This window comes from Streptomyces sp. NPDC001714, from assembly GCF_042892755.1.
In the GTDB taxonomy this organism is placed as follows: Bacteria; Actinomycetota; Actinomycetes; order Streptomycetales; family Streptomycetaceae; genus Streptomyces.
In genome coordinates this window covers 79,035-90,903 of sequence record NZ_JBIAUL010000014.1, presented here as the reverse complement: position 1 = coordinate 90,903, position 11,869 = coordinate 79,035, and the positions used below count along the sequence as shown (strand labels likewise).

The window sequence follows — 11,869 nt, the reverse complement described above, 5'->3', positions numbered from 1 at the left end:
ACCCCCAGCGCTCCCGCAGATCTTCGTACCCCAAGGAGTCGATCCACCATGGCGAGCGATGCGCCGACCGCCCAGGTATCCGACCTCGACTGGCTGATGAGCGGCCTAGTGCAGCGCGTACCGCACACCACCAGCGCGGTGCTCCTGTCCTGCGACGGACTGGTGAAGTCCGTCCACGGCCTGGACCCGGACAGCGCCGACCACATGGCGGCGCTCGCCTCCGGCCTGTACTCGCTCGGCCGCAGCGCGGGCGTCCGGTTCGGCGACGGCGGGGACGTCCGCCAGGTCGTCGTCGAACTCGACTCGACGCTGCTGTTCGTCACCACCGCCGGCTCCGGCACCTGCCTCGCCGTGCTGGCGGGCCGCGAGGCCGACGCCGCCGTCCTCGGCTACGAGATGGCGATGCTGGTCAAGAGCGTCCGCCCCTACCTCGTCACCGCGCCCCGGCAGCACGCCGTCGAATCCACGGCGATGAGGCCTTGAGGGTGGCGGCAGCCGGCGACGGGCCCTGGCTCGACGACGCGGCCGGGCGCCTCGTGCGCCCGTTCACGGTCAGCAACGGCCGGACCGAGCCCAGCATCGCCCTCGACCTCATGTCGCAGGTGATGGCGACCGGGTCCACGCCCCTCGGCTACCTCGGCCCCGAACACGCGCAGGCCCTCGACCTGTGCCGCGCCCCCGTCTCGGTCGCCGAGGTCGCCGCGCACCTCAAACTGCCCGCCGTGGTCACCAAGGTGCTGCTCTCCGACCTGGTCGACTGCGGGGCGCTGACCGCCAAGCCCCCCGTGTTCCACCACAACCCCACTGACCGGTCCCTCCTGGAGGCAGTACTCGATGGACTACGACGACAGCTCTGATCCCTTCCCCACCGCGCTGAAGATCCTGGTGGCCGGTGGGTTCGGGGTCGGCAAGACCACCTTCGTGGGCGCGGTCAGCGAGATCGCGCCGCTGTCCACGGAGGAACTCCTCACCACGGTCAGCGCCGCGACCGACAGCCTCGACGGGATCGAGAACAAGGTCGAGACGACCGTGGCCATGGACTTCGGCCGCATCACCCTGGACCCGGAACACGTGCTCTACCTGTTCGGCACGCCCGGACAGGAGCGGTTCTGGTTCATGTGGGACGAGCTGTCCGAGGGCGCGCTCGGCGCGGTCATCCTCGCCGACACCCGACGCCTGGAGGACTGCTTCGCGGCCGTCGACTTCTTCGAGGAGCGCGGCCTCGGCTTCATCGTCGCCATCAACGAGTTCGACGGTTCCTACCGCTACGACCCCGAGGAGGTGCGCGCCGCCATCGACCTCGACCCGGAGGTCCCGGTGGTGCGCTGCGACGCCCGTATCTCCAGCTCCGGAGTCCAGACCCTGCTCACTCTCGTCCGCCATCTCATCGCCCACGCTCCGGTCTCCGCGCCGAGCCACGGCGCCCACATGTGAATCTCATACACCCCTCACGGAGCCCATATATGACCCACGTCCACTGCGACGGAGCCCGCGCATGAGGTACGACCCGTCACGCCCGGCCGGCCGGCTGCTGCTCACGCCGGAGGACAAGGAGGCCCCCGAGCGCACCCGGCGCCTAGGCCAACTGCGTCTGGGCGCAGACCCGGACCCCGCCCTCGACGCCTACGCGGACCGGCTCGCCGAGGTCACCCGGGCGCCGTACGCCATGGTCAACTTCATCGACCTGAACCGTCAGTTCTTCGCGGGCCTGCACCTGCCGGACGTGGCACCGCCCGTGGTACGGGCCGACGGCAGCACCCCGGTCCTGGGCCGCGAGCTGTCCCGCGACCACGGTTTCTGCCCCCATGTGGTGGTCCGGCGCAAGGCGCTGGTGCTGGAGGACGTCTGCGACTACCCGCGGTTCGCGGGCAACCCCGTCGTCGACGAGTTCGGCATCCGGTCCTACCTGGGCGCCCCGCTGATCGACAGCACGGGGACGGTGCTCGGCACGGTGTGCGTGGTCGACGTGGAGCCACGGCCCTGGGGCCGGCCCGGTCTGGAGACCATCAAGTCGTCGGCGGCGGAGCTGGTGGCCCGCATCGAGCGCCGCGAGGCGGACGGGCTGCCGCTGCTGTGACGACGGGAACAGCCCCTTCACTAGCCGACCGGTCTAGTACCTCCGTACGCTGGTCGCATGGGACGTACCAGTGACGCCAGGCGGAAGATTCTGGACGCCGCTCGCTCGCTGATCGAAGGGCGCGGCTACTCCGCACTCGGCGTGGCCGAGATCTGCAAGGCCGCCGGGGTGCCGAAGGGCAGTTTCTACTACTTCTTCGAGTCCAAGGAGGCCCTCGCGCTCGCGGTCGTCGACGAGCACTGGGCGGCCCAGAAGCGCGACTGGACCCGGGCCCTGACCGCAGACGCGGCGCCGCTGCGGCGGCTGCGACGGCTGTTGGAGGAGACCGAGGCCGGTCAGCTGGCCGGTCAGCAGGGCTGCGGGACCGTGGCGGGCTGTCTGTTCGGAAACCTCGCCCTGGAGCTGAGCAACCAGACCGAGGCGGTCCGCGGGCGGCTGCAGGACATCTTCGACGCGCAGGTGGACATGGTGGAGTCCGTGGTCGCCGAGGCCCGGGAGCGCGGCGAGGTGGACGTGACCGACACCCGGGAAGCGGCGCGGGCGGTGGTGGCCCAGCTGGAGGGCCAGGTGATGTTCGCCAAGCTGTACAACAGCACCCGGCGGCTGAGCCCGCTCTGGGACAACTGCCGGGCGCTGCTCGGCGTGACAGCGGCCTAGGGGGCAGGGGCCAGGAGCCAGGTGTCCGGGCTTAGGGCCTGGGGACGGTTGTCTCGGTCGGCCGCGGCTGTCGTAGGGCCACAGTGTGGTCCCCGCCCATGTGGTGCGGAAAGCCGATCCGCAGCACGGCGGCCGCGACGGCGGCCATGAGGACCACCAGGGCGGCCAGGAGCAGGGCCTGGTGGTAGCCGTGCCGCAGCAACGGGGCGACGACCAGGGGGCCGAGGATCTGGCCGACGGAGTAGCCGGCGGTCAGCAGGGCGACGGAGCGCGGGAAGCGCAGGTGCGCGCCGGTGGCCAGGGCGAGGGTGCTCACCCCCAGGAACGTGGCGCCGAACAGTAGGGCCGAGCCGAGGGCGGCGGCCGTACTCCCGGTCAGCGCCGGCAGCGCGATGCCGGCCGCCTGGATCGTGAGCGCGGTGAGCAGCAGGCCGGGGCGGGACCAGCGGCGCCCCAGCCGGGCCCACAGCGCCGAGGACGGTACGGCGGCCAGCCCCACCAGCACCCATGCGCCACTGCCGACCCAGCCGGGGGAGCCCTGGCCGATCGCCGCGACCAGGAAGGTACCGGCGACGATGTAGCCGACGCCCTCCAGGAAGTAGCTGACGAAGAGTGCGCCGAACCAGCGGTGGGTGCGGCCCCCGGGCCGCCCTTCGTCGGTTCCGCTCGCGGTTGGCGCGTCCTCGGTCCGCAGCCGCCAGGAGGCCGCCGCCAGCACCCCGGTGAGCGCGGCGGCCGCCCACCAGGCCGCCCGCCAGTCGGCGACGGACCGCAGGGCCAGGACCAGCAGACCGGACAGGGCGATGCCGGCACCCACCCCGCCGAAGGCCCAGCCGGGCAGGTGCGCCGGGTGGTCCCGCAGATGGTGCAGCAGGGAGGCGACGGCGATCACGAACACCAGGGCGCTGGCCACGCCGGCCAGCAGCCGCAGCGTGCCCCACACCGCCGTGCTGTGGGTGAGGGGCATCGCGGCGAGCGTGGCGGCCAGCAGGAGCAGGCAACCGCGCAGCACCGCGCGCGACCGGACCAGCGCGGGGGCCAGGGTGCCGGCGAGCGCGCCGACGAGATAGCCGGCGTAGTTGGCGGTGGCCAGGTTCGCCCCGGCACCGGCGGACAGGCCCGCCTGGTCGTGCATCAGGGGCAGGATCGGGGTGTAGACGAAGCGGCCGACGCCCATGCCCGCGGCGAGCGCGGCGGCGGCCCTGGCGACATGCGTCCAGGGGGAGGGAGAGGTGAGGGTCATCGGGTGCCGTCGGCCCGGCCCGGGTCGTTGGGGTGGGACTCCAGGGGGGTGACGGTGAGCGTCATCCACGGGCGCAGCGGCAGGGTGCCGAGCACCTTCTCGTGGAGTTCCTCCTCGTCGGCGGCGCGCCAGACACCGATGCTGCGCAACTCGCCCACCGGGCGCCACAGCCGGGCCAGATGACCCGTCGCGGCCAGTTCCCTCGCCCGGACGGCCTCCGCGGCCCGCCGCCGGTCGACCTCGTCCTGGCCCGTGCCCTCGGGGATGTCGGTGGTGATCTCGACCAGGAACTCGCGCACGATGTGCTCCCTTCGTCGTCGGTCACTCCATCGTGCGCCGCCACCGGCACCCCTGCCACGACCGGCTGACTCGCTGCTGAGAGGCGTGGCCTCCCAGCGCGCGTAGCATGACGCGCGTGGAACTGCGCCAGCTGCGGTACTTCGTCGCGGTCGCCGAGGAGCTGAACTTCGGCAGGGCCGCCGAGCGGCTGCTCATCGCTGGCCCCTCGCTCTCCCAGCAGATCAAGGCGCTCGAACGGGACCTGGGCGTCCGGCTGTTCGACCGGGACCGCCGCTCGGTCTCCCTGACCCCCGCCGGCGCCGCGCTGCTCCCGCACACCCGGGACCTGCTGGAGCGGGCCGACGACCTCAAGCGCCGGGCGGGCCGCCTCTCGGGCTCCGAGGCGGTACGGCTCGGCTACGTCAACTGGCTTCCGCCGGACCTGGGTGCGCGGACGGCCACGGTGGCCCGGGTGCATGTGGACGCCTGGGTCGCGCCCTCCCACACCCAGGCCGCCCGGGTCGCCGACGGCAGTCTGGACCTGGCCGTCTGCTGGGTGCGTACCGAGGACCTCGAACGGCACGGGCTGCGCGCCCGGCTGATCGGCGCGGACCGGCTGTACGCCGTCGCGAAGGGCACCGACAGGAGCGACCTGCCGGCCCGGGACACCGACATCCTGATCGACGACGACGTCACCTCCTGGGCCTCCTGGAACGTGTACGCACAGGAGCTCACGCAGGCCGTCGGCGCCCGCCCGGTGCGGATCTCCGACGGAGCCGTCACCGGCCCCGCCTACTTCGACCACGTCCGGCGCTGCACCCGGCCCGTCCTCAACTCGCCGAAGGGCCAGACCGCTCCGCTCCCGCCCGACCTGGTCCGCCGCGAGATCGTCGCGCCGAAGGTGTACTGGACCTGGTCCCTGGTCTGGCGCGCGGGCGAGGACCGGGCCGGCGTCCTGGCCGTCGTCGACGCCCTGTGCGACGGCGTCGGCGACCTCGGGATCCACGCCCCGGACGCCTGGCTGCCCGCGGGCGACCCGTACGCACTCCGCGGCTGAGCTGCGCTGGGAGGCCGCGCCTCCCAGCCGGGAGGAAACCGATCCTGGCAGCTGCGACGGACCCGGCCTAGCTTCCGAATAGTCGACCGGTCGGCTAGTGACACGGTCAGCCACTACGGAGAAGGTCATCATGAGCACGCAGCAGCAGAAGGTCGCGATCGTCACCGGTGCCTCGCAGGGCATCGGCGCCGCCCTCGTCGAGGGCTACCGCAAGCTCGGCTTCGCGGTCGTCGCCACCTCGCGCACCATCGCCCCCGCCGACGACGCGGACGTCCTGACCGTCCAGGGCGACATCGCCGACCCGGCGACCGCCGAGCGGGTCGTGGCCGCCGCCGTCGAGCGGTTCGGCCGGATCGACACCGTGGTCAACAACGCCGGCGTCTTCGTCGCGAAGCCCTTCACCGAGTACACCGCCGCGGACTACGCCGCCGTGACCGGCATCAACGTCGCCGGCTTCTTCCACCTCACCCAGCAGGCGGTCCCGCACCTGCTGGCCCAGGGCGGCGGGCACGTCGTCAGCGTCACCACCAGCCTGGTCGACAGCGCGGACGCCCGGGTCCCGTCCGTCCTGGCCTCGCTGACCAAGGGCGGCCTGCAGTCCGCGACCAAGTCCCTGGCGATCGAGTACGCCACCCGCGGCATCCGCGTCAACGCGGTGTCGCCCGGCACCATCAAGACCCCCATGCACCCGGCGGAGACCCACGAGTTCCTCGCCGCTCTGCACCCGGTCGGCCGGATGGGTGAAGTGAGCGACATCGTCGACGCGGTGCTCTTCCTGGAGACCGCGCCGTTCGTCACCGGCGAGATCCTGCACGTCGACGGCGGTATGAGCGCCGGACACTGACGGCACGGCACGTCACCCCAGCACCTCACCCCAGCACCTCACCCCAGCACCTCACCCCAGCGCCTCACCAGGGCACACGAAAAGGAGCGGACATGACCAGCACCGCGGACGACACGGCGATCCTGACCGGGGTCCTCGACCGGTGGAAGGCGGCCGTCGACGCACACCAACCCGAGAGCGTCGCGGCCCAGTTCACCGAGGACGCCGTCTTCCAGGGACTGCATCCCTACAGCGTCGGACGAGAGGGCGTCGCCGCTTACTACGACTCCCAGCCCCTCGGGATGAAGGCGGCGTACCGCGTCCTGGAGACCCGGCGGCCCGCCGACGGCGTCGTCCTCGGCTATCTGGCCGTCGAGTTCTCGTTCACGGACCGGCCCCCGCTGGACGTGAAGCTCTCCGTCCTCGTCACCCGGACGGGCGAGGACTGGCACATCGCCCACTACCAGGTCTCCCGCCTCGACTAGCCGTCTCCTGCCGGGTGTTCCGGGGGTGTGAAGCCGAGCTGTGGCGGCGCTTAAGAAATCCTCGATGGACCGATGTGCCCCGGCGCGGCAGATTGCAGTGAGATTCCACCCCCTCCCCGGCCGCGGGCCGCTTCGGCGTCCCCGCGGCCGGGACCTCACGCACAGGAGCCGTAGCGTTGAAGGCGCTGGTCAAGGAGAAGGCGGAGCCCGGGCTGTGGCTCACGGACGTGCCGGAGCCCACGGTCGGTCCCGGTGACGTGTTGATCAAGGTCCTGCGGACCGGCATCTGCGGCACGGATCTGCACATCCGGGCCTGGGACGGCTGGGCCCAGCAGGCCATCACCACCCCGCTCGTGGTCGGGCACGAGTTCGTCGGCGAGGTCGTGGCGACCGGCCGGGACGTCACCGACGTCAAGGCGGGCGACCGCGTCAGCGGCGAGGGCCACCTCGTCTGCGGCAAGTGCCGCAACTGCCAGGCCGGACGGCGCCATCTGTGCCGGGCCACGGTGGGCCTCGGCGTCGGCCGGGACGGCGCGTTCGCCGAGTACGTCGCGCTGCCCGCCGGCAACGTCTGGGTGCACCGCGTCCCCGTCGACCTCGACGTGGCCGCGATCTTCGACCCGTTCGGCAACGCCGTGCACACCGCGCTCTCCTTCCCGCTGGTCGGCGAGGACGTCCTGATCACCGGCGCGGGGCCGATCGGTCTCATGGCCGCCGCCGTGGCCCGGCACGCGGGCGCCCGGCACGTCGTGATCACCGACGTCAGCGAGGAGCGCCTCGACCTGGCCCGCAAGATCGGCGTGAGCCTCGCCCTGAACGTGTCGCAGGCCGAGATCGCCGACGGACAGCGGGAGCTGGGGCTGCGCGAGGGCTTCGACATCGGCCTGGAGATGTCCGGCCGGCCCGAGGCCATGCGCGACATGATCGCCAACATGACGCACGGCGGCCGGATCGCCGTGCTCGGCCTGCCCGCCCAGGAGTTCCCCGTCGACTGGGCCCGGATCGTCACCTCGATGATCACCATCAAGGGCATCTACGGCCGTGAGATGTTCGAGACCTGGTACGCGATGTCGGTGCTGCTGGAAGGCGGACTCGACCTCGCACCCGTGATCACCGGCCGCTACGGCTACCGCGACTTCGAGGCGGCCTTCGCCGACGCGGCCAGCGGCCGCGGCGGCAAGGTCATCCTCGACTGGACCGTGTAATTCTTCGCGTCGTTCCTTAGGAGCTTCTGGAATGTTCGACTCCGTGCGCGACGACCTGCGCGTCACCCTCGACGAGATCCGCGCCGCCGGCCTGCACAAGCCCGAGCGTGTGATCGGCACCCCGCAGTCCGCGACCGTCGCCGTCACCGCGGGCGGCCGCCCCGGCGAGGTCCTCAACTTCTGCGCCAACAACTACCTCGGCCTCGCCGACCACCCCGAGGTGATCGCCGCCGCCCACCAGGCCCTGGACCGCTGGGGCTACGGCATGGCCTCCGTCCGCTTCATCTGCGGCACCCAGGAGGTCCACAAGGAGCTGGAGGCCCGCCTGTCGGCGTTCCTCGGCCAGGAGGACACGATCCTCTACTCCTCCTGCTTCGACGCCAACGGCGGCGTCTTCGAGACCCTCCTCGGCGAGGAGGACGCGGTGATCTCCGACGCCCTCAACCACGCCTCCATCATCGACGGCATCCGCCTCTCCAAGGCCCGCCGCCACCGCTACGCCAACCGCGACCTGGCCGACCTGGAACGGCAGCTGAAGGAGGCGCAGGGCGCCCGGCGCCGGCTGGTCGTCACCGACGGCGTGTTCTCCATGGACGGTTACGTGGCCCCGCTGCGCGAGATCTGCGACCTCGCCGACCGCTACGACGCGATGGTCATGGTCGACGACTCGCACGCCGTCGGCTTCGTCGGCCCGTCCGGCCGCGGCACCCCCGAGCTGCACGGCGTGATGGACCGCGTCGACATCGTCACCGGGACCCTCGGCAAGGCCCTCGGCGGCGCCTCCGGCGGATATGTCGCGGCCCGCGCCGAGATCGTCGCGCTGCTCCGCCAGCGCTCCCGCCCCTACCTCTTCTCCAACACCCTCGCCCCGGTGATCGCGGCGGCCTCGCTGAAGGTCCTCGACCTGCTGGAGGCGGCGGACGACCTGCGGGTCCGGCTCGCCGAGAACACCGCCCTGTTCCGCCGCCGGATGACCGAGGAGGGCTTCGACATCCTCCCCGGCGACCACGCCATCGCCCCCGTGATGATCGGCGACGCGGCGCAGGCGGGCCGGATGGCCGAGCTGCTGCTCGAGCGGGGCGTGTACGTGATCGGCTTCTCCTACCCGGTGGTCCCGCAGGGGCAGGCCCGGATCCGGGTCCAGCTGTCCGCGGCCCACTCGACGGCGGACGTCGACCGCGCGGTGGACGCCTTCGTCGCGGCCCGGGCGCAGCTGGCGGGCTGAACGGAGCCGGCAGGCGAACGGAATCGGCGGGCTGAGCGGAGCCGACGGCTCGAACGGCTCCGCCGGTCCGAGCGGCTCCGACATATTGCGATAATCGACCTCATGATCGAAGCGCGGCGGCTCCACATCCTCCGTGCGGTGGCCGACCACCGCACGGTGACGGCGGCTGCCGCCGCGCTGTATCTGACCCCCTCGGCCGTCTCCCAGCAGCTGGCGGCCCTCGAGCAGGAGACCGGCCACCGCCTCGTCGAGCGCAGCGCCAAGGGGGTACGGCTGACCGCGGCCGGCGAGATCCTGCTCGCCCACACCAACGCGGTCCTCGCCCAGCTGGAGCGGGCCGAGGCCGAGCTGGCCGCGTACGGCTCCGGCGAGGCAGGCACGGTCACCGTCGCCGCCTTCGCCACCGGCATCGCCCAGGTGGTCGCCCCGGCCGTGGCCCACCTGGCCCGCACCGCCCCCGGCATCCGCATCCGCGTCCAGGACGCCGAGGGCGACGCCAGCCTCCCGATGGTCCTGGACCGGCAGGTCGACGTCGCGGTCGCCGTCGAGTACCGAGGGGCCCCGCCCGCCGACGACCCCCGGCTCACGCACGTGCCGCTGTACGCCGAGCCGTTCGACTCCGTCGTCCCGCTCCACCACCGGCTGGCCGAGGCCTCCGAGGTCCCCCTCGCCGAACTGGCCAAGGACACCTGGATCGGCCCCTATCCCGGCAACCCCTGCCACGACGTGGTCGTCCTGGCCTGCGAGAGCGCCGGCTTCCAGCCCCGCCTCGAACACTCCTCCGACGACTTCCGTGCCGTGGTGGCGCTGGCCGCGGCCGACGCGGGCGTGGCCCTCGTCCCGCGCTCGGCGCTCCGCGGCATGGACCTGACCGGCGTGGTCGTACGCCCCGTGGACGGCGTCGCTCCGACCCGCCGCGTCTTCGCGGCCGTACGACGCGGAGCCGAGGACCATCCGCTGATCCGTCCGGTGCTGACGGCCCTGGGCGAGGCGGCCCGCCTGTGAGCCTTCCTTGACACTGGCGTTTCACATCAGGGATATCGTCCCGGATATGAAACAAGTCGAGATGGCCGCCCCCCAACCCGAGGTCCCCGAGCCCGGCGTCCCCGGTCTCGCCGCCCCCGACCCCGTCGACGCCCGCCTCGGCAGCCGCCTCGCCGAACTGCGGACCGAACACGGCTGGTCCCTGGGCGAGTTGGCGGAGCGCACCGGGGTCAGCAAGTCCACCCTGTCCCGGGCCGAACGGGCCGAGACCAGCCCCACGGCAGCCCTCCTCAACCGCCTCTGCAACGTCTACGGCCGGACCATGTCCCAGCTGCTCAGCGAGGTCGAGGCGGAACCCGCGCCCGTGCTGCGCGCCGCCGAACAGCAGGTGTGGGAGGACCGTGCCTCCGGCTTCGTACGCCGGTCCGTGTCACCGCCGCACGGCGGACTGCGCGGCGAACTCGTCGAGGGCCGCCTCGCGGCGGGGGCGGACATCGCCTACGACCGCCCGCCCGTGCCCGGCCTGGAGCAGCACATCTGGGTGCTCGACGGGAGCCTGGCCGTGACGGCGGAGGGGGCCGAGCACCTCCTGGACCGCGGCGACTGCCTGCGGCTGCGGGTGTGGGGGCCGACGCGGTTCCGGTGTGCCGGGCCGGGGGAGGCGCGGTACGTGCTGGCGGTGGTGCGGCCGTGAGGACCCTGCGGCTGGAAGCGGATCAACTGCAGGAACATGTGGGGGAGTTGGCCGAGCTGCTGGCCGACACGGTGAACGGTGGGGCGTCCGTCGGCTTCCTCGCCCCCTTCGAGCGGGAGCAGGCCGTCGCCTGGTGGCGGGAGCGGGCGGCCGCCGTGGCCGCCGGCCGACTCGCCGTCTGGGCCGCGCTGGACGGCGCCGGCCGGACCGTCGGCACGGTCGGCCTCGCCTTCCCCTACCCCGGCAAACCCAACAGCCCGCACCGCGCCGAGCTGGTGAAGCTGATGGTCCACCGCGACGCCCGGGGTCAGGGCATCGGACGCGGGCTGCTGGCCGTCGCCGAGGAGGCCGCGGCCGCCGCCGGGATCACCCTGCTCCATCTGGACACCGAGACGGACAGCGCCGCCGAGCACCTCTACCGCTCGGCCGGCTGGACCCGCGCCGGCGTCATCCCCGACTACGCCCTCGACCCCGCCGGGGTGCTGCGCCCGACGACCCTCTACTACAAGCACGTGGGCGCTCCGGCCAGGTGACTGTCGGTGGCAGGGGCTACGGTTCGGGGCATGCCGGAAGCCGAAGACGTACGCCGTGTCGCCCTGTCCCTGCCGGACACCAGCGAGAAGATCGCCTGGAGCATGCCCACGTTCCGGGTCGCCGGGAAGATGTTCGCCACGCTGCCCGAGGACGAGACCTCCATCGCCGTGCGCTGCCCCAAGGAGGAGCGCGACGAACTGGTGCTCGCCGAGCCGGGCAAGTTCTGGATCGCCGACCACGAGGCCCAGTTCGCCTGGGTCCGGGTCCGGCTCGCCGCGCTGGAGGACGAGGGCGAGCTGCGCGACATCCTCGCCGACTCCTGGCGGCAGGCGGCCCCGCCCCGACTGCTCGACTCCTACCCGGCGTTGGGGCTGCCGGACGGAAAGTGATCACCCCATCCGCACCGTCGCGGCCGGCCGGGGCAAAAGGCGTGCGCGACCACCGAGCCGAGTGCGGTATTGTTTCCCTGCACGTTTCGCCCGGGGAAACCCCAGGTCAAACGGCACCGGGACGTGGCGCAGCTTGGTAGCGCACTTGACTGGGGGTCAAGGGGTCGCAGGTTCAAATCCTGTCGTCCCGACTTTACGAAGTCGCAGGTCAGAGGCC

At 72.5% G+C, this 11,869-nt stretch carries 16 protein-coding genes and 1 tRNA gene; 15 read left to right on the top strand and 2 right to left on the bottom strand.

Going from position 1 to position 11,869, the window contains the following annotated elements:
- Positions 1-48 precede the first annotated feature (48 nt).
- The 5 genes from ACFY0P_RS32415 (at position 49) to ACFY0P_RS32395 (ending at position 2,734) form a co-directional block, all read left to right on the top strand.
- Positions 49-483: a roadblock/LC7 domain-containing protein gene (locus ACFY0P_RS32415; protein ID WP_089107225.1), complete on the top strand. Its 435-nt coding sequence runs from the start codon at positions 49-51 to the stop codon at positions 481-483.
- A gap of 2 nt (positions 484-485) precedes the next feature.
- Entirely contained in the window at positions 486-857 is a 372-nt protein-coding gene (locus ACFY0P_RS32410; RefSeq protein WP_351714358.1) for a DUF742 domain-containing protein, read from the top strand.
- On the top strand, positions 835-1,434 hold the full coding sequence (locus ACFY0P_RS32405; protein ID WP_351495158.1) for an ATP/GTP-binding protein: 600 nt from the start codon (positions 835-837) through the stop codon (positions 1,432-1,434). Before ACFY0P_RS32410 ends, ACFY0P_RS32405 begins: the two co-directional genes overlap by 23 nt.
- Before the next feature lie 61 nt (positions 1,435-1,495).
- Complete coding sequence (locus ACFY0P_RS32400; protein WP_388921061.1) at positions 1,496-2,077, top strand: GAF domain-containing protein; 582 nt, start codon at positions 1,496-1,498, stop codon at positions 2,075-2,077.
- Between the two features lie 57 nt (positions 2,078-2,134).
- Complete coding sequence (locus ACFY0P_RS32395; protein WP_388921058.1) at positions 2,135-2,734, top strand: TetR/AcrR family transcriptional regulator; 600 nt, start codon at positions 2,135-2,137, stop codon at positions 2,732-2,734.
- Positions 2,735-2,765: 31 nt separating this feature from the next.
- Here ACFY0P_RS32395 and ACFY0P_RS32390 read toward each other — a convergent pair whose 3' ends face one another.
- Positions 2,766-3,911, bottom strand: a complete 1,146-nt coding sequence (locus ACFY0P_RS32390) for a YbfB/YjiJ family MFS transporter (RefSeq protein ID WP_388921631.1) — start codon at positions 3,909-3,911, stop codon at positions 2,766-2,768.
- A 62-nt stretch (positions 3,912-3,973) separates the two neighbouring features.
- Entirely contained in the window at positions 3,974-4,276 is a 303-nt protein-coding gene (locus ACFY0P_RS32385; protein ID WP_384041824.1) for a muconolactone Delta-isomerase family protein, read from the bottom strand.
- A 107-nt stretch (positions 4,277-4,383) separates the two neighbouring features.
- Here ACFY0P_RS32385 and ACFY0P_RS32380 point away from each other — a divergent pair, with 107 nt between their 5' ends.
- From ACFY0P_RS32380 to ACFY0P_RS32335, 10 genes are all read left to right on the top strand, one after another.
- A complete protein-coding gene (locus ACFY0P_RS32380) occupies positions 4,384-5,313 on the top strand; it encodes a LysR family transcriptional regulator (protein ID WP_388921055.1) in 930 nt (309 codons plus the stop codon).
- A gap of 130 nt (positions 5,314-5,443) precedes the next feature.
- Positions 5,444-6,157 carry an SDR family NAD(P)-dependent oxidoreductase gene (locus ACFY0P_RS32375; protein ID WP_388921052.1) on the top strand — a complete coding sequence of 238 codons (714 nt, stop codon included), beginning with the start codon at positions 5,444-5,446 and terminating at the stop codon, positions 6,155-6,157.
- Positions 6,158-6,249: 92 nt separating this feature from the next.
- A complete protein-coding gene (locus ACFY0P_RS32370; protein ID WP_388921049.1) occupies positions 6,250-6,621 on the top strand; it encodes a YybH family protein in 372 nt (123 codons plus the stop codon).
- 176 nt (positions 6,622-6,797) lie between these two features.
- Entirely contained in the window at positions 6,798-7,826 is a 1,029-nt protein-coding gene (gene tdh, locus ACFY0P_RS32365; protein ID WP_388921046.1) for an L-threonine 3-dehydrogenase, read from the top strand.
- Between the two features lie 31 nt (positions 7,827-7,857).
- The gene (locus tag ACFY0P_RS32360; protein WP_388921043.1) at positions 7,858-9,051 is read left to right on the top strand and encodes a glycine C-acetyltransferase; all 1,194 of its coding nucleotides are present in this window, start codon (positions 7,858-7,860) and stop codon (positions 9,049-9,051) included.
- Positions 9,052-9,153: 102 nt separating this feature from the next.
- Positions 9,154-10,056, top strand: coding sequence for a LysR family transcriptional regulator (locus ACFY0P_RS32355; protein ID WP_388921040.1), 903 nt, complete (start codon positions 9,154-9,156; stop codon positions 10,054-10,056).
- Positions 10,057-10,117: 61 nt separating this feature from the next.
- Positions 10,118-10,729 carry a helix-turn-helix domain-containing protein gene (locus ACFY0P_RS32350; protein WP_388921628.1) on the top strand — a complete coding sequence of 204 codons (612 nt, stop codon included), beginning with the start codon at positions 10,118-10,120 and terminating at the stop codon, positions 10,727-10,729.
- Entirely contained in the window at positions 10,726-11,262 is a 537-nt protein-coding gene (locus tag ACFY0P_RS32345) for a GNAT family N-acetyltransferase (RefSeq protein ID WP_388921037.1), read from the top strand. The genes ACFY0P_RS32350 and ACFY0P_RS32345 overlap by 4 nt, the downstream gene beginning before the upstream one ends.
- Before the next feature lie 30 nt (positions 11,263-11,292).
- Entirely contained in the window at positions 11,293-11,652 is a 360-nt protein-coding gene (locus tag ACFY0P_RS32340; protein WP_388921035.1) for an MmcQ/YjbR family DNA-binding protein, read from the top strand.
- Between the two features lie 117 nt (positions 11,653-11,769).
- Positions 11,770-11,843, top strand: a tRNA-Pro gene (locus ACFY0P_RS32335).
- Positions 11,844-11,869: the final 26 nt, after the last annotated feature.

What these genes read in the sequence shown, in the direction of transcription:
- ACFY0P_RS32390 (WP_388921631.1), bottom strand. Translation starts at nt 3,911, where the DNA reads ATGGGCGTCGGCCGCTTCGTCTACACCCCGATCCTGCCCCTGATGCAC.
- ACFY0P_RS32370 (WP_388921049.1), top strand. Translation starts at nt 6,250, where the DNA reads ATGACCAGCACCGCGGACGACACGGCGATCCTGACCGGGGTCCTCGAC.
- ACFY0P_RS32395 (WP_388921058.1), top strand. Translation starts at nt 2,135, where the DNA reads ATGGGACGTACCAGTGACGCCAGGCGGAAGATTCTGGACGCCGCTCGC.
- ACFY0P_RS32355 (WP_388921040.1), top strand. Translation starts at nt 9,154, where the DNA reads ATGATCGAAGCGCGGCGGCTCCACATCCTCCGTGCGGTGGCCGACCAC.
- ACFY0P_RS32400 (WP_388921061.1), top strand. Translation starts at nt 1,496, where the DNA reads ATGAGGTACGACCCGTCACGCCCGGCCGGCCGGCTGCTGCTCACGCCG.
- ACFY0P_RS32380 (WP_388921055.1), top strand. Translation starts at nt 4,384, where the DNA reads ATGACGCGCGTGGAACTGCGCCAGCTGCGGTACTTCGTCGCGGTCGCC.
- ACFY0P_RS32405 (WP_351495158.1), top strand. Translation starts at nt 835, where the DNA reads ATGGACTACGACGACAGCTCTGATCCCTTCCCCACCGCGCTGAAGATC.
- ACFY0P_RS32340 (WP_388921035.1), top strand. Translation starts at nt 11,293, where the DNA reads ATGCCGGAAGCCGAAGACGTACGCCGTGTCGCCCTGTCCCTGCCGGAC.
- ACFY0P_RS32360 (WP_388921043.1), top strand. Translation starts at nt 7,858, where the DNA reads ATGTTCGACTCCGTGCGCGACGACCTGCGCGTCACCCTCGACGAGATC.
- ACFY0P_RS32375 (WP_388921052.1), top strand. Translation starts at nt 5,444, where the DNA reads ATGAGCACGCAGCAGCAGAAGGTCGCGATCGTCACCGGTGCCTCGCAG.
- ACFY0P_RS32350 (WP_388921628.1), top strand. Translation starts at nt 10,118, where the DNA reads ATGGCCGCCCCCCAACCCGAGGTCCCCGAGCCCGGCGTCCCCGGTCTC.
- ACFY0P_RS32415 (WP_089107225.1), top strand. Translation starts at nt 49, where the DNA reads ATGGCGAGCGATGCGCCGACCGCCCAGGTATCCGACCTCGACTGGCTG.